Here is a 21,880-nt window from a genome sequence, read left to right on the forward strand (position 1 = left end):
CACCGCCTCGTTGGCCTCTGGCGGGAGCCCGCGCCGCGCCCCTTCAGGCGATCCGGCGAAGGCGGGCTGCGAAGAAGCCGTCGAGTCCCGACCGCTCCGCCTCCCCCCGCATCCAGTGACAGGGAAGAGTGCGCACATCCCCTTGAGGAGTTATGAACGGATCGAGACCTTCCACCTCGCCGGGGCGTAAAGGCACGCGTTCCATGTCCTTTCGGGCGGAAAGAAGCCGTTCCACCTGGGCCTCGCCCTCCTCCGGCTCCAGCGAGCAGGTGGAATAAACGAGGAGGCCGCCCGGCTTGAGCAGGTCGGCCGCGTGGTTGATGAGTCGGGCCTGGAGCGCGGCAAGCGTCCCCACGTCGGCGGGGCGCTTGGAGACGGCGATGTCGGGGTGGCGCCGGAGCGTGCCGGTGGCAGTGCAGGGGGCATCCAGCAGCACCGCGTCGAACGGCCCGCCGGAGAAGGTGGCGGCATCCGCCTCCACCACCCGGGCGGAGAGGCCGAGACGATCCAGATTCTCTTTCAGGCGGGACAGGCGGGCGGCAGAGCGGTCCACCGCCGTGACCCGCGCCCCGGCTACCACCAGCTGCGCCGTCTTGCCGCCAGGGGCGGCGCACAAATCCGCCACGTCGCGGTCCTTCACCTCGCCGAGCAGGCGGGCGGGAATGGCCGCGGCGGCGTCCTGCACCCACCAGGCGCCCTCGGCGAAGCCCGGCAGGTTGCGCACGGGCCCCGCCTGGAGAATGCGGATGGTGCCGGTGGGCAGGACCTCGCCGGAGAGCTTCTCGGCCCAGGACCGGGGGTCCGCCTTCGCGGTGATGTCGAGGGGCGGCTCCACCTTGTGCATCGCCGCCATCGCCCGGGCCGCCTCCAAACCGTAGGCGGCGATCCAGCGAGGGCGCATCCAGTCGGGCGTGTCGGCAAAGTCGGGGTCGAGGCCGGCCATGAGCCCCTCGTGCTCGCGGGTCAGCCGGCGCAGCACGGCGTTGACGAGGCCGGCGAAGCCCCCCGTCGAGCGGTCAGCTCGCGCGAGATCGACGCTGAGGCCGACCGCCGCATGGTTGGGCACGTCCATGAAGAGGATCTGGGTTGCACCCGCCAGCAGCACGGATTCGAGGCGCGGGGCCGATTTCGGCACGCCGCGTTCCATCAGCTTGCCGAGCAGGGCGCGCAGGGTGCCGATACGCCGCAGCGCTGTGGCGACGATGCGGTAGGCGAGCGCCCGGTCGCGCGGGTCAAGCCCTTGGGGGGCGCCGTCGAAGGCCTCCTCCAGCGCGGCACCATGGCGCAGGACCGCTTCCAGGGCGTCCACCGCCAGCGCGCGGGCAGCGAAACCGGGCCCGGCGGTAGCCAAAGACGGCGACGGTCCGGGGCGGCGGGGCGGTCGGGAGGCGCGGGACGGAGCTTTCATCGCGCAAGGTAGAGCACGAACCGCCGGCCCCTGCCAACGCCTTTGCCTTGCCTCCCAAGCCCCGATCCCGTAAGACGCTTCGGTAACGCCCCGGACCAAAGCCGGGGCTTTCCTTTGTGCGCGTGGGTCCCGCCGGTGAAGTCCGGATGCCACCCGCGCCGGTCGAGGAGGCATCTCCGCGTGGCCAATGTGGTCGTGGTCGGCTCCCAGTGGGGCGACGAAGGCAAGGGCAAGATTGTCGATTGGCTCTCCGAGCAGGCGGACGTGGTCGTCCGCTTCCAGGGCGGCCATAATGCGGGCCACACCCTTGTGGTCGGTGGCGTCACTTACAAGCTCTCCCTTCTTCCATCGGGCGTCGTGCGCCCCGGCAAGCTTTCGGTGATCGGCAACGGCGTCGTGCTCGATCCGCAGGCGCTGGTGGATGAGCTCGCCCGCCTTGCCACGCAAGGCGTGGAGATCGGACCGGACCGGCTGCGCATCGCCGAGACCACCCCGCTCATCCTGCCGCTGCACCGCGAGCTCGACGCGCTGCGCGAGAGCGCCACCACCGAGGGCGCGCGCATCGGCACCACCAAGCGCGGCATCGGCCCGGCCTATGAGGACAAGGTCGGCCGGCGCGCCATCCGCCTCGTGGACCTGTCCGACCCGCAGACGCTGCCGGCCAAGGTTGACCGCCTGCTGACCCATCACAACCTCATCCGCCGTGGTCTCGGCCTGGAGGAGGTCAATGCCGGTGCGCTGGTCACCGAGCTGCTGGCGCTGGCCCCCAAGGTCCTGCCCTTCATGGACCGGGTGTGGGAGCTGCTCGACAAGGCGCGGCGCGACGGCAAGAAGATCCTGTTCGAGGGCGCGCAGGGTGCCCTGCTCGACATCGACCACGGCACCTATCCCTATGTGACCTCCTCCAACACGGTGGCGGGCGCAGCCGCGGCGGGCACGGGCATCGGTCCGGGCGCGCTGGATTATGTGCTTGGCATCACCAAGGCCTATACCACCCGCGTGGGCGAGGGGCCGTTCCCCACCGAGCTCACCGACGAAGTGGGCAAGACCCTGGGCACCAAGGGCCGGGAATTCGGCGTGGTGACGGGCCGGGCGCGCCGCTGCGGCTGGTTCGACGCGGTGCTGGTGCGCCAGACCGTCCGCACCTGCGGCATCCACGGCATCGCCCTCACCAAGCTCGACGTGCTGGACGGCTTTACGGAGCTGAAAGTGTGCGTGGGCTACAGGGTGGACGGCAAGGAGGTGGACTACCTTCCGGCCGAGAGCGGGGCGCAGGCCCGCGCCGAGCCCATCTACGAAACCATGGACGGCTGGCAGGATTCCACCGCTGGCGCCCGGTCGTGGGCGGATCTGCCGGCCGAGGCGGTGAAATATGTGCGCCGCGTGGAGGAGCTCATCGGCTGCCCGGTGGCGGTTCTTTCCACCAGCCCGGAGCGCGACGATACCATTCTCGTGCATAATCCGTTTCAGGCATAATGAATGAGCCCCCGGCTCGAAGGCGAAGCTTAGGCTCCGATGGCTGACTACTACCCGCTCCTGGTCCGCGCGATATCGAGCCTGCCCCAGAAGACGGCGGAAGGCCGCAAGGCAGTCTATGACCGCGCCCGCACGGCACTGATGCGCCAGTTGCGAGGGGTGGACCCGCCGCTGCCCGAGGGCGAGATCACGCGGGAGCGGATGGGGCTCGAAGAGGCGATCCGGCGCATCGAGGCCGAGTACGCGCAGGACAATGAGGAGCCGGTTGTCGAGGAGGCGCCTGAGCCCCCCGCTTCGCCTGCGCCTCCTCCGGTTGCCCCGCGCCCCGCCGAGCCGCCGCGCGAGCGTGACGCCGAAGCCGCGCCCCCGCCGCCCGAGGCCTCCGCCCGAAGCGAGCGCCGCGGCCTGCCCCTGCGCACCCGCGAGGAGGAGAGCGAAGAGGCCGCGGACCGCCGCCCGCCCTTGCGACGGGGCGAGGTCCGCAGCCGGAGTGGCGCGGCCAACGGCAGCGGGCGACGGCCCACCCGCAAGGAGGGCGGGCCGTCCTGGCAGAAGTTCATGTTGTGGACCCTGATGGTGCTGGTGGTGCTCGCCGGCATCGCCGTGGCCGTCATCAACCGCGAAGCCATCTTCGGCGGCGGCGGGGAACCGCGCCCGGCGGCGCCGGCGGCCAGCTCCTCGTCGGGCGAGCAGCCCAAGAACGCCGACCGTGTCGCGGCCTCCTCCAGCGAGGCTGCGCGCCGCGTCCCGACGCCGCCGCGGGCGACGGCGTCCGGCGTCGGCCGCGCCCAGCTCGTCGAGGAAAGCACCGGCAGCTCAACGCCGCAGACCTTCGAGGGCACCATCACCTGGAAGACCGAGACGGTGAACGCTGGCCCCGGCCTTCCGCCGGACATCGCCCTGCGCGGTGAAATCACCATTCCTGAGCGGCAGATCGCCCTCAGCTTCGTGTTGCGGCGCAATACGGATTCGACCCTGCCGGTGTCCCACACCATCGAGCTGGACTTCAAGCTGCCCGAGAACTTCCCCTTCGGCGGCATCGCCAATCTCGTGGGCGTGCGCATGCGGCCGAACCCGCAGGCACAGGGCGCGCTGCTCGCCGGCATCCCGGTGCGGGTGAACCCCACCTCCTATCTCCTGGGACTGTCGCAGGAGCCGGCGGACCGCCAGCGCAACCTTGCGCTTCTGCAGGGCATGCCCCTCATCGACACGCTGTTCGTCTACACCAACGGCAAGAAGGCTTTCATGACCTTCGAGAAGGGGATGGCGGGCGACCAGGCGTTCAACGATGCCTTCTCCGCCTGGGGCGAGCTGATGCAGCGGCCCGAGCCGCCCGCGCAGAACAACGGCGGCTGAGCCGAGCCATCCGCATCCGGGCCTTTGCGGCGATGGGACGGGTGCTGTGAAACGGCATCGCCTGGCCCGTTCCGCTATGCGGCGGGCTGAGGCCTGAAATCCCTGACATGACGCCCTGAACCGGGTGTGGCGGCGTCAGCTCACTAGGCGTCGCTCGGCGATGAAGGCATGCAGCGCTTCTTCCGTCATCGGGCGCCCGAGGTAGAAGCCCTGCACTTCGTCGCAGGAATCCGCCTTCAGGTAATCCAGCTGGCTCTGGGTCTCCACACCCTCCGCCACCACCTGCAGCCCCAGCGCCCGTCCAAGGCCGAGGATGGCCTGCACGATGGCCAGCGCCCCCTTGCTGTGGTCGAGGTCGCCGACGAAGCGGCGGTCGATCTTCAGGGCATCGAAGGGGAAGGTGCGCAGATAGCCGAGGGATGAATAGCCGGTGCCGAAATCGTCCATGGACAGGCGCACGCCGAGGCTCTTCAGCCGCCCCAGCACGTCGAGCGCCTTCTCGGTGTTCTCGATGAGCACGCTCTCGGTGATCTCCAGCTCGAGCCGGCTGGGCGGGAGGGCGGTGGTCTTGAGAACCGATTCCACCGTCCCCACCAGCTCGCCGCCGCGGAACTGAACAACCGAGACGTTCACCGAGACATTCAGGTCCGGCAGGCGGGAGATGGTGTCGCACGCCTTGCGCAGCACCCATTCGCCGAGGGGAATGACGAGCCCGCTCTTCTCGGCGATGGGCACGAAATCGTCGGGCACCAGCCGGCCGAGCTGCGGGTGGTCCCAGCGGATGAGCGCCTCCACCCCCAGCAGCTCCAGCGTCTTGGCATCGCACCGGGGCTGGAACAGCAGCACGAATTCGTCAGCGGTGATGGCACGCCGGAGATCGCCTTCCAGGGATCGCCGACCGGTGAGCTCCTCGTTCATGTCGGAGGAGAAGAAGCAGCAGGCGCCCGGGCCGTCGTCCTTCGCGCGCATCAGGGCGAGGTCGGCGCATTGCACCAAGGCTCCGGCTTCCGACGCGTCGAGGGGGGAGAGGGCGATGCCGATGTCCGCCTGCGGATAGGCGACGGCCCCCGATGGCAAGGTGACGGGCACGCTCAGCGCCGCCTGGAGCCGGGTGTAGAGCCCCTCGACCGCCTTGGCGCCGGCAAGGCCGGTGGCCACCACCACGAACTCGTCCGCCCCCACGCGGGACACGAGGTCGTTGTCGCGGACGCAGCGACGGATGCGCCGCGCGGTCTCGGCAAGAATCAGGTCGCCGGCGGCGAGGCCGAACGTTTCATTGAGGTGCCTGAAATTGTCGATGTCGAGGGCGAACACCGCGAGCGAACGCTGCCCCGCCTGCGGCGAACTCAGCGCCCCTGCGAGGAACTCCATCATCAGGAGGCGGTTGGGCAGGCTGGTCACCGGGTCGTGCAGGGCAAGATATTCCGATTTCCAGGGGCCTCCCGCAGCATCGTCGGCGTCGGTCACCATTCCTTCAAAGCCAATCTTCCATCGGCCGGGACCCGCCGCCCGCCTGCGCGATGCCGCCGGTCACCGGCCAAACTGCCCTTTCCGCCCGGGCTGGCGCCGCGAACCTGCGTTCTCCGCTCCTAGCACCCTCGATAATCTGCGACCTGAGCGCGCAGGCCGCAACTCCGATATCGCCTCAAGGTGAAGGTCAGGTCAAGGTCCGGCCGGTGCCGGAGCGACCTCAAGGGGGGCCCGCCTGGCTTCGGCGGCGAGGTCCAGCACCACCCGCATGACCGTGGGGTCGTCGCTCGAGGGCCCGACCTTGAAACCCAGGTCCTCGGCGAGATGGAGCATCGGCCCGTTCTCCCGCAGCACGTCCCCGAACACCTTGGACAGGCCCCGCTTGCGGGCGTGGGTGAGGATCTCCGTCATGAGGCGGTAGCCGAGGCCTTTGCCCTTCATGTCCGAGCGCACCATGATGGCGTATTCGGCGGCTTCGTCGTCGGGATCGGCGATGATGCGCACCACGCCGCAGATGTCGCCGCTTTCCTCCACAGCCACGTAGGCCATCTCCCGGTCGTAGTCGATCTGGGAGAGCCGGGCGGCCATGAGGTGGGGGAAGTCCTTTACCGATCCGAGGAAGCGCATCCGAACGTCCTGCGGGTCGGAGCGGTGCACCACCTCCACGAGGCCGGGCTCGTCCTCGGGGCGGATAGGCCGCAGCCGCACGGTCGAGCCGTCGGTGAGGTCGAGAATCCGCTCCTGCCCGGCGGGGTAGGGCTTGATGGCGAAGCGCTCGGTGCCCTCCACCCGCGCCTCGTGCACGACGATGCGGGCATCCAGGGCGATCACGCCATTCTCGTCCGCCAGCAAGGGGTTGATGTCGAGCTCGGCGATCTGCGGCAGGTCCGCCAGCAGCTCGCCGATCTTCACCAGCGTGCTGGCGATGGCCTCCATGTCCGCCGGCGGATGGTCGCGATACCCGGCCAGCAGGCGTGACACGCGGGTGCGCTCGATCATCTCGCGTGCCAGCACCCCGTTGAGCGGCGGCAGCGCCACAGCCCGGTCGCCGATCACCTCCACCGCGGTGCCGCCCTGGCCGAACAGCACCACGGGGCCGAAGGTCGTGTCGTAGGCAATGCCGGCGATCAGCTCCTGGGCATTGGGCCGCCGGATCATGGCCTGGACGGTGAAGCCCTCGACACGTGCCTGCGGGCGCTTCTCCGCCACCGAGGCGATGATGGCGCGGCAGGCTTCCTCCACCGCCGCAGACCCCCGCAGGTCGAGCCGCACGCCGCCCACGTCCGACTTGTGGGTGAGGTCGTGGGACAGGACCTTCACCACCACCGGGCCGCCGATCTCGGCGGCGAGCCGCCCGGCCTCCTCCGGCGAGGCGGCGACGCGGGTGTCCACCACGGGAATGTCGTAGGCGGCAAGCACCGCCTTCGCCTCGAACTCGCTGAGGGCGCTGCGGCCTTCCTTCAGCACTTTCTCCACCAAGGCGCGGGCCTTCGCCCGGTCCGGCTCGTCGAAGGTGCGCGCCGGCGGGGTTTCCATCAGCAGCGTCTGGTTGCGCTGGTAGGAGACGAGGTGGCCGAAGGCGCGCACCGCCTCTTCCGGCGTTTCGTAGGTGGGGATGCGGCGGGAGGCGAAGCGCCGGCGCGCCGTGGCGGCGCCCGCCTCGCCCAGCCAGCAGGTGAGCACCGGGGCGCGCTGACGGGTCTCCAGCAGGGCGATGAGGGCCTCGGCCGTCTGGGTGCTGTCGGAAACGGCGGTGGGGCAGTTCAGCACCAGAACCGCGTCCGATCCCTTGTCGGCGAGCAGGGCGGTGAGCGCCTCGGTGTAGCGGGCGGCATTGGCGTCGGCGCGGATATCCACCGGATTGGCGAAGGAGGGCGCCGTCGGGAGCAGCTTGTCCAGCGTCGCCACGGTTTCGGGGGTGAGGGTGCCGATGCGGCCGGCGATGCCCTCCAGGGCGTCCACTGCGGCAACGCCGGGTCCGCCGCCGTTGGACAGCACCGCGAGGCGATCCCCGGCGAGGCGGATGCCGGCGGAAAGGGTCGTCACCGCTTCGAACAGCTCGCGCAGCTCGTGCACCCGCAGCATGCCGGCACGGCGGAAGGCGGCGTCAAAGACAAGGTCGCTGCCGGCGAGCACACCGGTGTGGGAGAGGGCGGCCTTCGCGCCGGCCGCGCTGCGCCCCGCCTTGATGACAATCACCGGCTTGGCGCGGGCGGCGATGCGGCCGGCGGACATGAACTTCCGGGCGTCCGTCACGCTCTCCACATAGAGCAGGATGGCGCGGGTGGTGTTGTCGAGGGCGAGATAGTCCAGCATGTCGCCGAAGTCGACATCCGCCTTGTCGCCCAGTGAGATCGCATGGGAGAAGCCGAAGCCGCGGGCGTGGGCCCAGTCCAGCATGGCAGCGGTCATGGAGTCCGACTGGCTGACGAAGGCCACGTCGCCGCGCGCCGGCATCAGATGGGCGAGGCTGGCGTTGATATGTCCCCGGGTGGAGATGAAGCCGAGGCCGTTGGGCCCGATGATGCGCAACAAGGCGGGGCGCGCCGCATCCAGCATCTGCTGCCGCACCTCGGGGCTGAAGGTGCGCTCGCCGGGCCCGAAGCCGGCCGGCAGCACCACGGCGGCACGGCAGCCCTTCTTGCCGAGCTCGGCGATGACCTGCGGGACGGCATCGGGCAGCGCCGCGACGACGGCGAGGTCCACCTCGATGGGAAGGTCCGCCACCGCCGCGTAATTGAGCGAGGAGCGGATCGCCCGCTCCTTCGGATTGACGGTGAGGATCGGCCCCTCGAACCCGCCCTCGAACAGGTTGCGCGCCACCAGGGCGCCCACCGTTCCGGTGCGGTTGGAGGCTCCGACGAGGGCGATGGAACGCGGGTGAAACAAAGCGTCGAGATTGCGCGTGGTCATGAACGGCCTCGATGCTGCTGCGTCCGGGGCTGTGTGATCCGGGACCGGATCAGCTTAACGATGGTTGTGACGGGAGGAAGTCAGCACAGGCGGGAGCGGGCAAAACTTTCGCGCACCGCCTCGCTCAGCTGGTTGCCAAGCAGGGGCTTCTCGATGATGGCGACGCCCTGGGCGCTCGCCCGGCGCCGCACATGCAGGGCGGGATTGCTGGTGATGAGGAAGGCAGGCAGGTGAACGTCGCGCTCGTTAAGCTCGCTGAGGAGCTCGAGACCGTTGAGGCCCGGCAGATTGTAGTCCACGATCATGCATCCACCGCGGGAAAAGTCCGCGGCGAGCACCTCTTCCGAGCGTGAGTAGGTGCGCACGCTGAAGCCGTCGATCTCGAAGGCGAACTTGAGCGAGCTGCAGACCGCCGGATCGTCGTCGACGATATGGACGACCCACGCCGGCGGCTGTTCGGATGCGATCATTGCCAAAGCCCTCCCACGACCCGCTCGTGGGTCCACGTGGTCGGTGCCGGCAATCTACTTTGGGATGAGGTCCTGCGCCTTGCGGTAAATCAAGCGCAAGCGCCCGTTTACGGGAGCCTTTTCCCGCGACTGTCAGGTGTGAAAGGCAGGCCGCGCGGATTGGCCCCTGTCCCCGCCACTCACGCGGCGGTGGGCGTGATCCCGGCCAGAAGCGCCATGCGCACCAGCTCCGAGAGGCTTTGCGCCTTCATCTTGGTCATCACGTTGGCACGATAGACCTCCACCGTGCGCGGGCTGATGCCGAGCTCGTAGGCGATGGTCTTGTTGGCCTGCCCGGCCACCAGGCATTCCAGCACCTGCCGCTCGCGCTGCGACAGGCCTGCGATGCGGTCCGCCACCTCGCCGCGCAGGGCGTCGTGATGGTGGTCCTTCTCCCGGCGCGCCAGCGCGGCCTTCACCGTGTCGAGGATGGCCACGTCGTCGAACGGCTTCTCCAGGAAGTCGGCGGCGCCGAGCTTCATGGCCTCCACGGCGAGCGGCACATCCCCATGGCCGGTGACCACGATGACGGGCACCGAGGACCCCTTGTCCTTCAGATGCTGCAGCAGGTCGATCCCGGTCATGCCGGGCATCCGCACGTCGGTGATGATGCAGGAGATGTTCGGGTCGGTGCCCGGCAGGCCGGCGTCCACGAAATGGCGGGCGGAGGCGTGCTCCTGCACGGTGTGGCCGGCGGTGGCCAGAAGGAAGGAGAGCGACTGGCGCACGGCCTCGTCGTCGTCGATGACGTGGATCACCGCCCCCTCGAAAATCCTGGCCTCAGTCATGGAGCGCGACCTCTTCCCCCACCGCGCGGAGCGTGAAGCGGAAGACCGCGCCACCCCCCGGATTGGGCTCCGCCCAGATGCGCCCGCCATGGGCCTCGATGATGGTGCGGGAGATGGACAGGCCCACCCCCATGCCGTGCCGCTTGGTGGTGACGAAGGGCGTGAACAGCTGCGGGCCGACCTCGGCGGAGATGCCGTGACCGGTATCCGAGACGCTGATCATCACCATGTCGTCCTCCGCCGCCTCGGTCTTCACCAGAAGCTGGCGCCGCGGCGCCTCCATCATTGCCTCCAGGGCGTTGCGCATCAAGTTCAGCAATACCTGTTGCACCTGCACCTTGTCGGCGAGCACGAGGTCGCACTTGGGGTCATACTGGAAGCGCACCTGAATACCGTGCTCCTTCGCCCCCACCAGCGCAAGCGCGCTCGCCTCCTCCACCAGCTTGGAGAGACCCTCCACCCGCCGCTCGCTTTCCCCACGGGAGACGAAGTCGCGCAGCCGGCGGATGATCTGCCCGGCGCGCAGCGCTTGTTCGCCCGCCTTTTCCAGCGCGCCCTGCAGCATCTCCACCTTCAGCGGGCCGCTGGCATCCAGCAGGCGGCGTGAGCCCTTGATGTAGTTGGCGATGGCCGACAGCGGCTGGTTCAGCTCGTGGGCGAGGGTGGACGCCATCTCGCCCATGGCGGTGAGGCGGGAGATGTGCACCAGCTCCGCCTGCAATTCCTGCAGGCGCGCCTCGGTCTCCTGCCGCTCGGTCAGGTCGCGGATGAAGCCGGTGAAGAAGCGCTCGGAGGCGGAGCGCATCTCGCCCACCGCCAGCTCCATGGGGAAGGTGGTGCCGTCCTTGCGCTCGCCCACCACCACCCGGCCGATGCCGATGATTCGCCGCTCCCCGGTGGAGAGATAGCGGGTGATGTAGCCATCGTGCCCCTGCCGGTGCGGGGCGGGCATGAGGATGGAGACGTTCTGCCCCACGGCCTCCGCCGCCGAATAGCCGAACAGGCGTTCCGCGGCGCTGGAGAAGGATCGCATGATGCCGCGTTCGTCGATCACCACCATGGCGTCGGGCACGGTGTCGAGGATGGAGGAGAGGTGCGCTTCGCGCGCGAGGAGGTCGCGGTTGCGGGCGGCGGCATCAAGCCGCGTCTTGCGCAGCCGCTCGCCGAGCACGGCCATGCCGAGCCCCACCGCGAGGAAGAGGAGGACGGGCGCCACAAGATCGAGCCCCTGCGGCTCCCGCCGCAGAAGCGTGAAGCCGACTCCGGCGAGGAAGGCGGTGGCGACCGCGCTGCCGCCGGCGATGAGCCCGTGCCAGCTCACGAAGAAGACGGCGGCGAGGGATATCATCAGCCCTTCCGCGTGAAGCGGGCCGATGCCCGCCAACCGGCAGGCGCCGAAGGCGACGGCCGCCGCGGCGATGCCGCGCAGCGCCTCCCGCGCGACCGCCGGCGCACCCTGGTGGGCATGCGCCGGATACGTGCCGTCTCTCTTTCTTGCTGCGCCCGTCACGCCCCGTCCGGCCCTGCGCCGGCCTCCGTAAATGTACCTAAGGGGACCGACTTAAGGGTTCGATCCGAATTTTTCTCGCGTCCCCCGCCGGTTATCCCTTTCTCAACACAGATGGAAGGGTCCACCGATGCCGAGCCCCGCTGCAGCGACCGCCCATAACGCATATGCGCATGCCATGCCCGCCGGAAGGTGGTCCGAAGAAACGGAATCCCGCTCCCCCGTCGATGTGGTGGCCCGCCTCGGCGTCGTGACCTCTTATGCCCGCAATGCCGAGATCTTCGGAGAGGATCAGGCGGCGGAGCACGTGTATGTGGTTTTGTCAGGCGCGGTGCGCATCTGCAAGTTGCTCGGTGACGGCCGCCGCCAGATCGAGACCTTCTGCCTGGCTGGCGACGTGTTCGGCTGGGAGACCGCGCCGAAGCATCGCTTTTCCGCCGAGGCGGTGAGCGAGTGCAAGGTGATCCGCGTCAAAAAGTCCATCCTGTTCGCCCGCGCCGCGGATGATGCCGAGCTGTCCCATGCCTTGTGGGCGCTGACCGCCGCTGAGCTCAGCCGCACCCAGAATCATCTCCTCGTCCTCGGCCGCAAGACCGCGCAGGAGCGCGTCGCGACCTTCCTGCTCGACATGGCGAGCCGGGCCGGCACCAGCCAGGGTGCCGTGGGGGTCGAGGTGACCCTGCCCATGTCGCGGCAGGACATTGCCGATTTCCTTGGCCTCACCATCGAGACCGTCTCGCGCACCCTCACCCATCTGGAAGAGACCGCGGCCATCGCGCTGCCCTCTTCTCGGCGGGTGGTGCTGCGCGACAGCGTGGTGCTGAAGCGCCTGAATTCCTGAATTTCCCCCGGCACGCCGCGGGAGTCCTCCCCGCTGCGTCCTCCTTCGGCACGCCCGGTTTCCGCCGCGGCGTGCCTTTTCTTTTCAGGTGCCCAGAAGCCGAGCCGTGCCATCCCTTCCGCGGCTGGCGATGCCGCGGGAGGCGTTGGGTGCTCGGCGTGTCCCCCAAGGACAAGCGGGGGTCTGGACAAGCGGACGACGCTTGGTTGTCCGGGTCAGACCGCTGCGGCGTGTCGCTTCTTTTCCGGCTCGGCCGCCCGGCTCGCCGCGAGCCGGGCGTCGAACACGGCGCAGACCACGCGGGTGAAGGGGCGCGCCGCTTCCGGCACCTCCACCACCGCCCCGTGGCGCACCGCGAGCCCGTCGTCCACGAGGTCCGCGAGACGGTAGATTTCCGGGGCGAGGGTGCCACGGGGAAAGCCGAAGCGGGCGCACGCCTCGTCGAGGTCCACCGCAAGGTCGCACATGAGGCGCTCGATGACGTGGCGGCGCAGCCGGTCCTCCTCCGTCAGCGCGATGCCGCGGGCGATGGGCAGGGTGCCGGCTTCCACCGCCTTGTGCCACTGGGGCGTGGCGGGAAGGTTCTGCACATAGCCCTGGGGCAGCGCGCCGATGGCCGAGGCGCCGAAGCCGATCAGCACCGGCGCGTCGTCGGTCGTGTAGCCCTGGAAGTTGCGCTTCAGCGTGCCCTCCGCCGCCCGCTGCGCCATGGGATCGCTGGCCCGGGCGAAATGGTCGAGCCCCACGGGAGCGTAGCCGTGGGCCGCAAGCAGCGCCCCCACTTCCTCCGCCTGGGACAGCCGCTCGGCGGCGTCGGGCAGGGCGCTTTCCGGGATGAGCGCCTGGTGTTTCTTCATCCACGGCACATGGGCATAGCCGAACACGGCGATGCGGTCCGGATCGAGGCCGAGGGCGGTCTCCACCGTGTTCAGCACGGACGGGGTGTCCTGGTGGGGCAGGCCGTACATGAGGTCGAGGTTGAGGGCGGTGATGCCGGCGGCGCGCAGGGCGTCCGCCACCTCCTTCGTCACTTCGTAGGACTGGTGGCGGCCGATGGCCTTCTGCACGGCGGGATCGAAATCCTGCACTCCGAGGCTGGCGCGGTTGAAGCCTTCGCGGGCCAGCACGGCCACCTTGTCCGCATCCATGACGCGCGGGTCGATCTCGATGGCGATCTCCGCGTCCGCCGCAAAGGCGAAGGTGGCGCGCAGGGCGCGCATCACGGCGGCGAAGTCCTCATCCGCCAGCATGGTCGGGGTGCCGCCGCCGAAATGCAGGTGGCTGAGGGTGACGCGCTCCGGCAGGTGGCGGGCGACGAGGCCGATCTCCTCCACCAGCCGCTCCGCATAGGCCTTCACCGGCGACCGGCTGCGGGCGACCGCCGTCTGGCAGCCGCAATAGAGGCAGAGCTCGGCGCAGAAAGGCACGTGCACATAGACCGACACGCGGCTGGCTGGCGGCACGGCGGCGAGCCATGCGCCATAGGTCGCGGCGTCGACGGCTGGCGAGAAATGGGGCGCCGTGGGGTAGCTGGTGTAGCGCGGCACCGGCTGCCCGTAGCGGGAGAGGAGGGTCTGTGTCTCGGGGCTGATCATGATGCTGGACCATGGCCCCCGGACCCTTGCCACGCCTTGATGTGGCGCAAGGGGCGGCATCGCCGCCCCCGGTCCGTATGTCGCGGCGCCGGCCCCGTCAGTAGGACAGGAACGCCCCGGCGAAGATGCCCTCGGCGCGGTCGTCGCCGGCGAGCTTGAAGCGGTACTGGAGCGTCAGGTCGAGATAGGACCGCGGGGCGGTGTATTCGTCCTCGTTGAACCAGTAGCGCGCCGTGATGCCCGGCCCGGCGCCAAGGGCGAAGGGCGTGGCATAGGCCGTGTCGTAGCCGCCGCCGATGGCGAGGTAGGGCCACAGCACCAGATGGTCGGAGAGGGCGTCCATGCGGAAGGCATGACCGTAGCGCGCCTCGAAGGTGGCAACGGTCTCCGGCAGCATCACGAAATAATTGTAGTCGGCATAGATCTGCCAGGCCCGCCAGTTGTCCACGTCCACCCGCAGGTCGGTGCCCTCGGCCTTGGAATAGGCGGCGCGCAGCATCACGTCGTCGCGGGAAAACTGCCCCACCGGGAAGAGGTAGGAGATCTCGAACACGAGGTTCTCCGTCTTCAGCGGCTTCCAGCGCGCACCGACGCTGCCCTGGACGGTATCGAAGCCGGTGGCGCCGCCATTGTCGGAATAGAGCGTGCCGAAACCACGCACGAACAGCTCGAAGATGGAGCCGTCGCGATAGCCGATGCCCGGCGGCCGCCAGTAGATTTCGCCACCCGCCCCCACCGTGTGGTTCGCGTTCCCGGCGGGCGGCACGAGGTAGGAGCCGGGGGCGACGCCCACCGGGCCGTAGCTCACCGAGGCATAGGCGCCCCAGGTGCGGCTCAGCTGCTCCACCTCGCGCCGCAGCCCGAAGAGATATTGCGGATCGAGCTGGAGCTTGCCGGAGCGCGCCTCGTCGATGGCCGCCTTGAAGTAATCCACGGCCTCGGCATTGTGGTAGCTGTGCCGGGCATTGTAGGCGGCATTGATGAGGTTGGTGCCGCGCAGCTGGAAACGGCTGTTGGCCTCCGAGAAGTATTCGTAGGCCAGATCGTCCTCGCCCGCGGTGCTGGCGAGAACCGCGAGGTCCACGGTCTTCATGCCGCGCAGGGCGCCGCTGTTGTAGGCGTCGAGAAAGAGCTGGCGTGCCTCGTCCTTGCGGCCGAGCTGGGCAAGCACGCCGATGCGTGCCGTCAGCATCGCCATGCGCTCCTGCCCGTTGCGGGCGCCCGCCGCCGCCCGGCTGAAGGCCTGGAGGGCGGCGTCCTTGTCGTCCAGAGCGAGATAGGCATAGCCGAGGCGGGCCTGGACCTCGTAACTGGTCTCGGCTCCATAGGGCTCCAGCGCCTGGAGCGCCATCTCCGGCTGCTTGGCGGCGAGCGCCGCGTCAGCGAGGCTGAGGCGCACGTTGCGCACCTGCCCGGCCGGCAGGGTGGAAGACCCCAGCGCCGCACGGAAATCCTGGATGGCGCCGGCATAATCGTGCGCCCGCACCCGAAGGTTCGCACGCTGGATCAGGAGGGTGGCGTTGCGGCCGTTGCCGGCCAGCAGGCGGTTCGCCACCGCCTCCGCCTCGGCGTAGCGGCCGGCGGAGGTCAGGGCGTTGAGGAGGAGGAGCTGGTAGTTGGTGTTGCCCGGCTCCTGGTCCACCGCACGGCGCGCCTGGGTAATGGCGGTGGCATAGTCGCGTTTCGCCATGGCGGCATAGGCGGCGCTTGCTGCCGCATAGCCGGGGGCGGCGGGATTGAGGCCCGCGGCGCCGGCGAGCTGCAGGGCCTGGCCGGCGAACACCGAGCAGATCACGCCGTAATTCGTCGGCTGGCACAGCACCGTCGGCAGGGCGAGGGCGGGCTTGGCAGCGGTGGGCGTCTTGGCGAGCGCCTCCGCCTGCTTGCGCAGGGCCGCGACCTCCTTGTTCTTGTTGCCGTCGAGGGGCTCCAGGACTTTCAGCGCCTCGTCCGGCTGACCCGACGCCAGCGCCGCGTTGCCGGCAATGAGGCGATAGTTGAGGTCCTCGAGGTCGGTGAGGAGGTTGGAGCCGATGGCGGCGTCGAACTCCTTCAGCGCCTCGTCGCGCTGGCCGAGCTTCTGCAGCAGCCAGCCGCGCAGGATGCGGGGCAGGGGTTCCTTGCCATTGTCGGCCACCGCCGCCGTGGCGGCGGCTTCCGCCTCCTGGAACTGGCCGGCGGCCATGAGGGCGTTGACGAGGACGATCCGGTAGATGAGCGCGTCCGGCGCCCGCTCCACGGCCTGCCGGGCGGGGGCGATGGCGGCCTGGGGCTTGCCGCGGCCGATCTCCTTGATGGCCTGTACGGCTAGCGGCTCGGCGAGCTGCTTCTCGTTGGCCGCGCGCAGGGCGAGCAGGGTCGGGTCGTTGTCGCCCTGGGCCATGGCGTCGCGGATGGCGGTGTCCAGATCCTTGTACTTCTTGGCCCGGTCGAGGGTGTCCACCAGCAGGCGGCGCCAGGTGGCGTTGCCGGGATTCTCCTTCAGCGCCTCACGGATGCGGGTCTCGGCCAGGGCGTTGTTGCCGTCGCGATAGGCGGCGAAGGCTTCGAGGGCGGCGTCGTAGCCGGGAGTGTCGCTCACTCCGCCGCCGGGCGGGGTCGTGGCGGGCACGAGGCTGCAGGAGGGGCCGTAGGGCGTGTCCACGCACCTCTGGAAGGGGACGGGCAGCGTCTGCCACGCCTTGTCGGGCACGCTCTTGGGATTGCGCTCCTGGCCGCGGGCGACGCGCACCCGCGCCGCCACGCCGGCGTCGTTCTGGTCCGCCGGCTCCAGCAGCTTCAGGGCGCGCTGGGGGTGGCCGGCGGCGATGGCGGCATCGGCCATGATGATGCGCACGTCGCGTGCGGTGGGGCCGGTCAGGACCTCGTCCTTGAGGGCGGCGTCGAAATCCTGCTCCGCCTCGGCGGTGCGGCCGAGGCGCTCGCGCAGATAGCCGCGCAGGGTGCGGGGCAGGAACGACTGGGGATCCGTGTCCACCGCGTCGGTGGCGGCTTTTTCCGCCGCGTCGATCTGGCCGTCGGCGATCAGCGTGTAGACCAGGAGCATGCGGTAGGAAAGATCGTCCGGCACCAGCGCGACCGCCTTGCGGGCATAGTCCACGGCGACCTTGGGGTTGGATGCCTCCAGCGCCTTGTTGGCGGCGAGGGAGGGAGCCTGGGCCAGCACCTTGCTCTGGGCGCGGACACGGGCGGTGAGCGCCTGATCCTTGATGCCCGCGGCGATCGCCTCGTTGCCGGCGGCGACCGCTTCCGCCGTCTTGCCCTGGGCTTCCAGCGCGTCCATCAGCAACAGCCAGAGCCGCGGCACGTCGGGCCTGAGCTTCAGCGCCTCGCGGACATAGGTGACCGTGTCCGAATACTTCTTGTCGCGTTGCGCCGCATAGGCCCGGTCCGCAGCGGTCCAGGCCGCGCCGGTGAGCTCGGGAGGATCGGCGAGAGCCGGGGTCGCGCCGGCCAGCGAGAGGGTGCTCGCCGATGCCGCCAGCATCAGACCCAAGGCAATGCGCCTCAGGAGCCTCGTCCGGTCCCGAAGGTCTGCGGGAGTGTCAGCGGTGCTGAAGTGAATCGCGGTGCTCATGGCGCCACGATGCCAAGCATTACTTAAATGCCAGTTAACCTTAACGCGAGCGGTAAAAATAGTATGCGTGTAAAGATTTCATTTACTTTAGTGATAAAGGTAAACAGATCGTAAAAGCACCCGTGCCACGTCCCGCGGGAGGGGCCGTGGCACGGGGTGTCCGGGGTGATTGTTTTTAATATCAATCACTTATTGATGGAGGCGAGCATCCGGCTCCGCCAGCTGTCTCGGCTCATGATGGAGGGAGCGTCCCACTGGTCGGTGGCCTGGGGTCCCGAATGGAAAGGACCTTCGTTAAACTGCCAGAGGAGCACCTGCGGTGGCGTCTTGGCGAAATCGGGGGAGCCCACATATTGCAGGAACGTCGCCCACGGGCCGACGTTGCCGGGGTTCCAGGTGAGGGACACCGGCCGGTCGAGGGCATTGGAGAGCTTCTGCGGGAAGCCGAGATAGGGCTGCACGAAGCTGTTGCCCACGATATGCACCGGCGCGGGGCCGGAATCGAGCAGACCGGCCTTCGCCGCCGGGGGCGTGCGGACGGTGTAGAGGTCCGGCCCCACCTGCTTCTGCTGGTCGGGGGTGAGGAAGCGCTCGGCGAGGTCGCCCAGATGGCGCTGGGTGACCCACTCGCCCAGCTTGTCGCCGGGAGGGCTGCCGGCGAGCTTGGAGATCCTGGCCTTGATGGCCTGCGCCACAGCGTCCGCCGCCGCTTCCGAGGCCCAGGCGGTCCAGTGGTAGTCGGCGCGGAAGAAGCTGGTCTGGCGCCCCGTCTGCACGGCCTTCAGGGGTGCGCGCAGGTCCACCGTCTCGATGCCGGACTTCTTCAGCTCGCCGAGGATGGCGTCATACTGCCCCGACACGTCCGCCGAGAGCGCCGTGCCGTCGGGCAGCTTGTCCTTGTAGAAGCTGGCCTTCAGAGGCACCACCATGACCACGAGCAGGATGTTGCGGGCGGCCAGCGCCGTGCTCGCATCCTTGATGAGGCCCACGTTGGCGGTGATGCCGGCCTTGTCCAGCACCGTCAGGCTCTCCCAGCCGGGGAACAGCCAGCCGTCCTTGCCAATGACGATGGTGGGGCCGTCCGCGGCCCGGGCCGCGGGGGCGCCGATGCCCGCCAGCGGTCCGGCGAGGGCCAGCGCTCCGGCAAGGGCCGAGCCGGCAAGCAGCCGGCGGCGGGTGAAGCCATGCTCGATCATGTCGCATCTCCCAGAAAGCGGCGTTCGGCGTCCGACAGCGGGCGGGTAAGCGCCCGCATGGGGAATTCCCACACGATGAGGCGGGTTTGGGCGAGGATTTCGCTCTGATCCATCAGGATTTCGAGAAGCTGGCCGGCGAAGCCCGAGCCGTCGCGGCTGCGCTGCGCCACCTCCCCGCCGGTCCCGGCCTGAAGGAACTCGAGAAATCCCGAGTTGCGGGAAAAGGAGGAGCCGGCCAGCACCACACGCGGGGCCGGCACGTCGTCGAGCAGGCCGCCCGAGCGGGCGATGGTGGCGGACACCTCGGGCTCGCGGTCGGGCTCGGGGCCGGACCAGGTCCAGGCGCGCTCCAGGCCGGCGAGGCGGATGAGGTCGCCGACGCGCAGCTTCGGCGCCGTCTCCTCCTGCCTCACTGTCCCCTCGCCCTTGCCGATGCTGTTGTTCACCGCGTCCGCCACCCGCGCGGCGGCAAGCCGGGCGCCGGGCACGTTCCAGTGGGTGTCGGTGCGCAGGAAGCCGTCCGCGGCGGGCCAGCCGGGGGCGATCTCCACCTGCGCGAGGCCGAGCGGCCGGCTCCCGGCCCACCAGGCATCGAAGCGCCAGCGCGCCTGGTCGGAGACCGGCACGCCGCACAGCTTCTCGCCGGCGAGGAACGCCTTGTCCGGCACCGGCAGCACCACGAGGGCGACGTTCTTCGCCTTGAGCGCGTCGCGGATCTTGGCGGCGATCTTCAGCCGGGCGTCGAAATTGGCGCGGCCGCCCGGGGTCTCGATCAACTCCTCGGAATAGAACAGCCAGCCGGGGCAGCCGGCGCGCACCAGCGCCCCCGCATCCCCGAGCAGCCGATAGGAGAGGCCGGAGACGAGGTCCTCGAAGGCCGTCATCTTGGGCAGGGACGCCACCACCTGCTTGTCGAGGAGCGCGGTGAAGCGGCCCTTGAGCACGTCGCCCGGCGTGGCGGCGGCAGCCAGCTGGTCGCGGGCCTCCGGTCGGGACAGGTGCGCCGCCACGTGGCCGAGGCCTGCGAGCATCAGCGCCAGGAAGGCGAGGGTGGCGAGGGTGCGGGCGAGGGATGTCATGGGCTCGGCCGCATCAGAACTGGAAGTAGAGGAAGGGCACGACGATCCGGCCCTGCAGGACCAGCACGGCGAACAGGAACAGCGGCAGCGCCATCCAGGCCCTGAGCGCGTGGCCCGGGTTTGGCGCGGAAGGGTCGATGCGTATCACCTTGGGCAGATAGACGAGCCCGGTGCCCAGCGCGAGGGCCAGGATCTCCACCGGTCGGATCGCCGCGCCCATGGCCGGCGAGAGGCCGAGCCCGTTGCCGCCCGCAAGGCCCGAGAAGATGATGCGGGCCTCCTCCCAGCTCTGCGCCCGGAATAGCGCCCAGCCCGCCATCACGAAGGCAAGGGTGAGCACATGGCCCATCAGCGCCCCGGTGCCCGGCAGGCCGAGATTCTTCCACACCCGCCCCACCATGAGGCCGAGGCCGTGCCACAGGCCCCAGACCAGGAAGGTCCAGCTGGCCCCATGCCACAGGCCGCCCAGGCCCATGGTGACGAGGAGATTCATGGAGACGCGGCCGGTCGAGCCCTTGTTCCCGCCCAGCGGGATGTAGAGGTAGTCCCGTAGCCAAGTGGAGAGCGAGATGTGCCAGCGCCGCCAGAAGTCCGAGAGGGACGCGGCCAGGTAGGGGTTGTCGAAATTCTCCGGAAACTTCAGGCCCACCATCAGGCCGAGGCCGATGGCCATGGCGCTGTAGCCGGAGAAGTCGAAATAAAGCTGGAGCGTATATCCGCCGACCGCCAGCAGCACGTCGACGGTGCTGGGGTGAGCGATGGCATAGCCCGCGTCCACCATGGGGGCGAGGGTGTCGGCGATGAGCACCTTCTGGGCGAACCCCAGCATGAACCTCTCGACGCCGAACATGAATTCGGCGCGGTGGAAGGTGCGTTCCTTCAGCCTCTGGGCCACCCACTCGTAGCGCACCACGGGGCCAGCCACGAGGTGGCCGAACATGGACTGGTAGGTGGCGTAGTTCACGAAGGAGGGCTCGGCCGGAACCGTCCCGCGGAACACGTCGGTGGAATAGGAAATGGCGCCGAACACGAAGAAGCTCAGGCCGATGGGCAAAAGCACATCCTGCCAGCCCCAGACGGATGCGCCGAGCGCTCCCGCCGAATGCACGAGCATGTTGGCGTATTTGAACCAGACGAGCGATGCCAGCGGCCAGACGATGCCGGTAACGAGGGCCCAGCGCCGCGCCGGCCCCTGCGCCCGCGCGATCCACAGGCCGGTGGCCCAGGACCACACGGCGATGGAGACGATGAGCGGCAGGAAATCCGCCCGCCACCAGGCATAGAACAGCCAGGAGAAGGCAAGGATCGCCAGGTTGCGCGCCGCGCCCGGCGTCAGCGCGTAGACGATGAGGAAGGTCGGCAGGAACAGGAAGAGGAAGCTGTCGGAAGCGAAGACCATGGCGCGGCGTCAGTTGCCCTGGCCGCGGTAGGGCTCCGTCTCGTCCCTCTGGCCGGTGAGCACCGGACCGGCGGGGCCGTTCATGAGGAACAGGCTGTAGTGGTCCCCGGCCTTGAGTGGCGGCAGGGTGAGGGGCGCCGCGGCCGTCTCGCCGCACCGGGCGGCGAGCTTCGCCTCGATGGGATTGATGGCGCGTTGGCGGGTGTCGTTGGTGGCGACGCCCTCGAACACAACGGGTCCGCCATCGGCGACGGCGACGGAGCCGGGGCAGCCGGGCACCAGATTATAGAAGCGCAACTGGGCCTTGAGGTCGTTGCGCCCCTCGGTGGGGTCGGCGATGACCGTCGCCGGGCCGCCGGCCGGCACGATGATGGTGGAGAAGGCATCGGCTGCGGGCATAAGGCTGCCGGCCGCCGGCTTGCCGCCGATGGCAATGGTAAGCGGCGCGCCACCTTTCACCACGCGGTAGATGGTGGCCGTGTCGCCCTGGGCGACGGCCGCGGCGGGGGCGCTGCCGATGGCGATGGGCGCGCCGGAACGGGAGAGGTCCAGCACCCGCACATAAGCCGACCCGGCCGGGGGCTTCGGCGCGTAGAGCCGGGTGAGCTCCTGGGCGGATGCCCCGGAAAAGGCCGTGAGCGCAAGGGCTGCGAACGTAAGGCCTGCCAGGGCGAGGCCGGGTGCAGGCCGTCTTCCGATGCGGCGGGACGCGGGCATGAGCGGGGACCCCGAAGTCTGGCCTTATTCGGCTCGAACGCTGCAACAG

At 69.5% G+C, this 21,880-nt stretch carries 15 protein-coding genes; 3 read left to right on the top strand and 12 right to left on the bottom strand.

Annotated features, from left to right (window positions below; all coding sequences use genetic code 11):
- Window positions 1-43 precede the first annotated feature (43 nt).
- Window positions 44-1,408, bottom strand: a complete 1,365-nt coding sequence (locus V5F59_RS23615; RefSeq protein ID WP_393978699.1) for an RsmB/NOP family class I SAM-dependent RNA methyltransferase — start codon at window positions 1,406-1,408, stop codon at window positions 44-46.
- Between the two features lie 180 nt (window positions 1,409-1,588).
- On the opposite strand from V5F59_RS23615, the gene V5F59_RS23620 reads away from it, so the two are divergent.
- Together V5F59_RS23620 and V5F59_RS23625 are read left to right on the top strand one after the other, a co-directional pair.
- Window positions 1,589-2,884, top strand: a complete 1,296-nt coding sequence (locus V5F59_RS23620) for an adenylosuccinate synthase (RefSeq protein WP_393978701.1) — start codon at window positions 1,589-1,591, stop codon at window positions 2,882-2,884.
- A gap of 39 nt (window positions 2,885-2,923) precedes the next feature.
- Window positions 2,924-4,240 carry a hypothetical protein gene (locus V5F59_RS23625; RefSeq protein WP_393978703.1) on the top strand — a complete coding sequence of 439 codons (1,317 nt, stop codon included), beginning with the start codon at window positions 2,924-2,926 and terminating at the stop codon, window positions 4,238-4,240.
- Between the two features lie 135 nt (window positions 4,241-4,375).
- Here V5F59_RS23625 and V5F59_RS23630 read toward each other — a convergent pair whose 3' ends face one another.
- The 5 genes from V5F59_RS23630 to V5F59_RS23650 all read right to left on the bottom strand — a co-directional run bounded on the left by V5F59_RS23630 (window position 4,376) and on the right by V5F59_RS23650 (window position 11,430).
- A complete protein-coding gene (locus tag V5F59_RS23630; protein ID WP_509211145.1) occupies window positions 4,376-5,710 on the bottom strand; it encodes an EAL domain-containing protein in 1,335 nt (444 codons plus the stop codon).
- 192 nt (window positions 5,711-5,902) lie between these two features.
- The gene (locus V5F59_RS23635; protein WP_393978707.1) at window positions 5,903-8,623 is read right to left on the bottom strand and encodes a bifunctional acetate--CoA ligase family protein/GNAT family N-acetyltransferase; all 2,721 of its coding nucleotides are present in this window, start codon (window positions 8,621-8,623) and stop codon (window positions 5,903-5,905) included.
- An 80-nt stretch (window positions 8,624-8,703) separates the two neighbouring features.
- Window positions 8,704-9,093: a response regulator transcription factor gene (locus V5F59_RS23640; RefSeq protein ID WP_393978709.1), complete on the bottom strand. Its 390-nt coding sequence runs from the start codon at window positions 9,091-9,093 to the stop codon at window positions 8,704-8,706.
- A gap of 179 nt (window positions 9,094-9,272) precedes the next feature.
- Window positions 9,273-9,920, bottom strand: coding sequence for a response regulator FixJ (fixJ, locus tag V5F59_RS23645; RefSeq protein WP_393978711.1), 648 nt, complete (start codon window positions 9,918-9,920; stop codon window positions 9,273-9,275).
- The gene (locus V5F59_RS23650; protein WP_393978713.1) at window positions 9,913-11,430 is read right to left on the bottom strand and encodes a sensor histidine kinase; all 1,518 of its coding nucleotides are present in this window, start codon (window positions 11,428-11,430) and stop codon (window positions 9,913-9,915) included. The genes fixJ and V5F59_RS23650 overlap by 8 nt, the downstream gene beginning before the upstream one ends.
- A 175-nt stretch (window positions 11,431-11,605) precedes the next feature.
- Here V5F59_RS23650 and V5F59_RS23655 point away from each other — a divergent pair, with 175 nt between their 5' ends.
- Window positions 11,606-12,268 (top strand): helix-turn-helix domain-containing protein, encoded by a 663-nt coding sequence (locus V5F59_RS23655; protein ID WP_393978715.1) that lies wholly within the window; start codon window positions 11,606-11,608, stop codon window positions 12,266-12,268.
- Window positions 12,269-12,483: 215 nt separating this feature from the next.
- Here V5F59_RS23655 and hemN read toward each other — a convergent pair whose 3' ends face one another.
- The 6 genes from hemN to V5F59_RS23685 all read right to left on the bottom strand — a co-directional run bounded on the left by hemN (window position 12,484) and on the right by V5F59_RS23685 (window position 21,831).
- Window positions 12,484-13,863: an oxygen-independent coproporphyrinogen III oxidase gene (gene hemN / locus V5F59_RS23660; RefSeq protein WP_393978717.1), complete on the bottom strand. Its 1,380-nt coding sequence runs from the start codon at window positions 13,861-13,863 to the stop codon at window positions 12,484-12,486.
- 97 nt (window positions 13,864-13,960) lie between these two features.
- On the bottom strand, window positions 13,961-17,350 hold the full coding sequence (locus V5F59_RS23665) for a bacteriophage N4 adsorption protein A (protein WP_393979745.1): 3,390 nt from the start codon (window positions 17,348-17,350) through the stop codon (window positions 13,961-13,963).
- Between the two features lie 275 nt (window positions 17,351-17,625).
- Window positions 17,626-18,636 (bottom strand): alginate O-acetyltransferase AlgX-related protein, encoded by a 1,011-nt coding sequence (locus V5F59_RS23670; protein ID WP_393978719.1) that lies wholly within the window; start codon window positions 18,634-18,636, stop codon window positions 17,626-17,628.
- A complete protein-coding gene (locus V5F59_RS23675) occupies window positions 18,633-19,715 on the bottom strand; it encodes an alginate O-acetyltransferase AlgX-related protein (protein ID WP_393978721.1) in 1,083 nt (360 codons plus the stop codon). Before V5F59_RS23675 ends, V5F59_RS23670 begins: the two co-directional genes overlap by 4 nt.
- Before the next feature lie 13 nt (window positions 19,716-19,728).
- Entirely contained in the window at window positions 19,729-21,114 is a 1,386-nt protein-coding gene (locus tag V5F59_RS23680; RefSeq protein WP_393978723.1) for an MBOAT family O-acyltransferase, read from the bottom strand.
- A gap of 9 nt (window positions 21,115-21,123) precedes the next feature.
- Window positions 21,124-21,831: an alginate O-acetyltransferase AlgF gene (locus tag V5F59_RS23685; protein WP_393978725.1), complete on the bottom strand. Its 708-nt coding sequence runs from the start codon at window positions 21,829-21,831 to the stop codon at window positions 21,124-21,126.
- Between the last annotated feature and the right edge of the window lie 49 nt (window positions 21,832-21,880).

It is taken from the genome of Xanthobacter nonsaccharivorans, assembly GCF_043194755.2.
In the GTDB taxonomy this organism is placed as follows: Bacteria; Pseudomonadota; Alphaproteobacteria; order Rhizobiales; family Xanthobacteraceae; genus Xanthobacter; species Xanthobacter autotrophicus_G.

Excerpts from the sequence above, each read along its gene's own strand:
- V5F59_RS23615 (WP_393978699.1), bottom strand. The coding sequence starts at position 1,408 with ATGAAAGCTCCGTCCCGCGCCTCCCGACCGCCCCGCCGCCCCGGACCG.
- V5F59_RS23625 (WP_393978703.1), top strand. The coding sequence starts at position 2,924 with ATGGCTGACTACTACCCGCTCCTGGTCCGCGCGATATCGAGCCTGCCC.
- V5F59_RS23630 (WP_509211145.1), bottom strand. The coding sequence starts at position 5,710 with ATGGTGACCGACGCCGACGATGCTGCGGGAGGCCCCTGGAAATCGGAA.
- V5F59_RS23635 (WP_393978707.1), bottom strand. The coding sequence starts at position 8,623 with ATGACCACGCGCAATCTCGACGCTTTGTTTCACCCGCGTTCCATCGCC.
- V5F59_RS23640 (WP_393978709.1), bottom strand. The coding sequence starts at position 9,093 with ATGATCGCATCCGAACAGCCGCCGGCGTGGGTCGTCCATATCGTCGAC.
- fixJ (WP_393978711.1), bottom strand. The coding sequence starts at position 9,920 with ATGACTGAGGCCAGGATTTTCGAGGGGGCGGTGATCCACGTCATCGAC.
- V5F59_RS23655 (WP_393978715.1), top strand. The coding sequence starts at position 11,606 with ATGCCCGCCGGAAGGTGGTCCGAAGAAACGGAATCCCGCTCCCCCGTC.
- hemN (WP_393978717.1), bottom strand. The coding sequence starts at position 13,863 with ATGATCAGCCCCGAGACACAGACCCTCCTCTCCCGCTACGGGCAGCCG.
- V5F59_RS23665 (WP_393979745.1), bottom strand. The coding sequence starts at position 17,350 with ATGCTGGCGGCATCGGCGAGCACCCTCTCGCTGGCCGGCGCGACCCCG.
- V5F59_RS23670 (WP_393978719.1), bottom strand. The coding sequence starts at position 18,636 with ATGATCGAGCATGGCTTCACCCGCCGCCGGCTGCTTGCCGGCTCGGCC.
- V5F59_RS23675 (WP_393978721.1), bottom strand. The coding sequence starts at position 19,715 with ATGACATCCCTCGCCCGCACCCTCGCCACCCTCGCCTTCCTGGCGCTG.
- V5F59_RS23680 (WP_393978723.1), bottom strand. The coding sequence starts at position 21,114 with ATGGTCTTCGCTTCCGACAGCTTCCTCTTCCTGTTCCTGCCGACCTTC.
- V5F59_RS23685 (WP_393978725.1), bottom strand. The coding sequence starts at position 21,831 with ATGCCCGCGTCCCGCCGCATCGGAAGACGGCCTGCACCCGGCCTCGCC.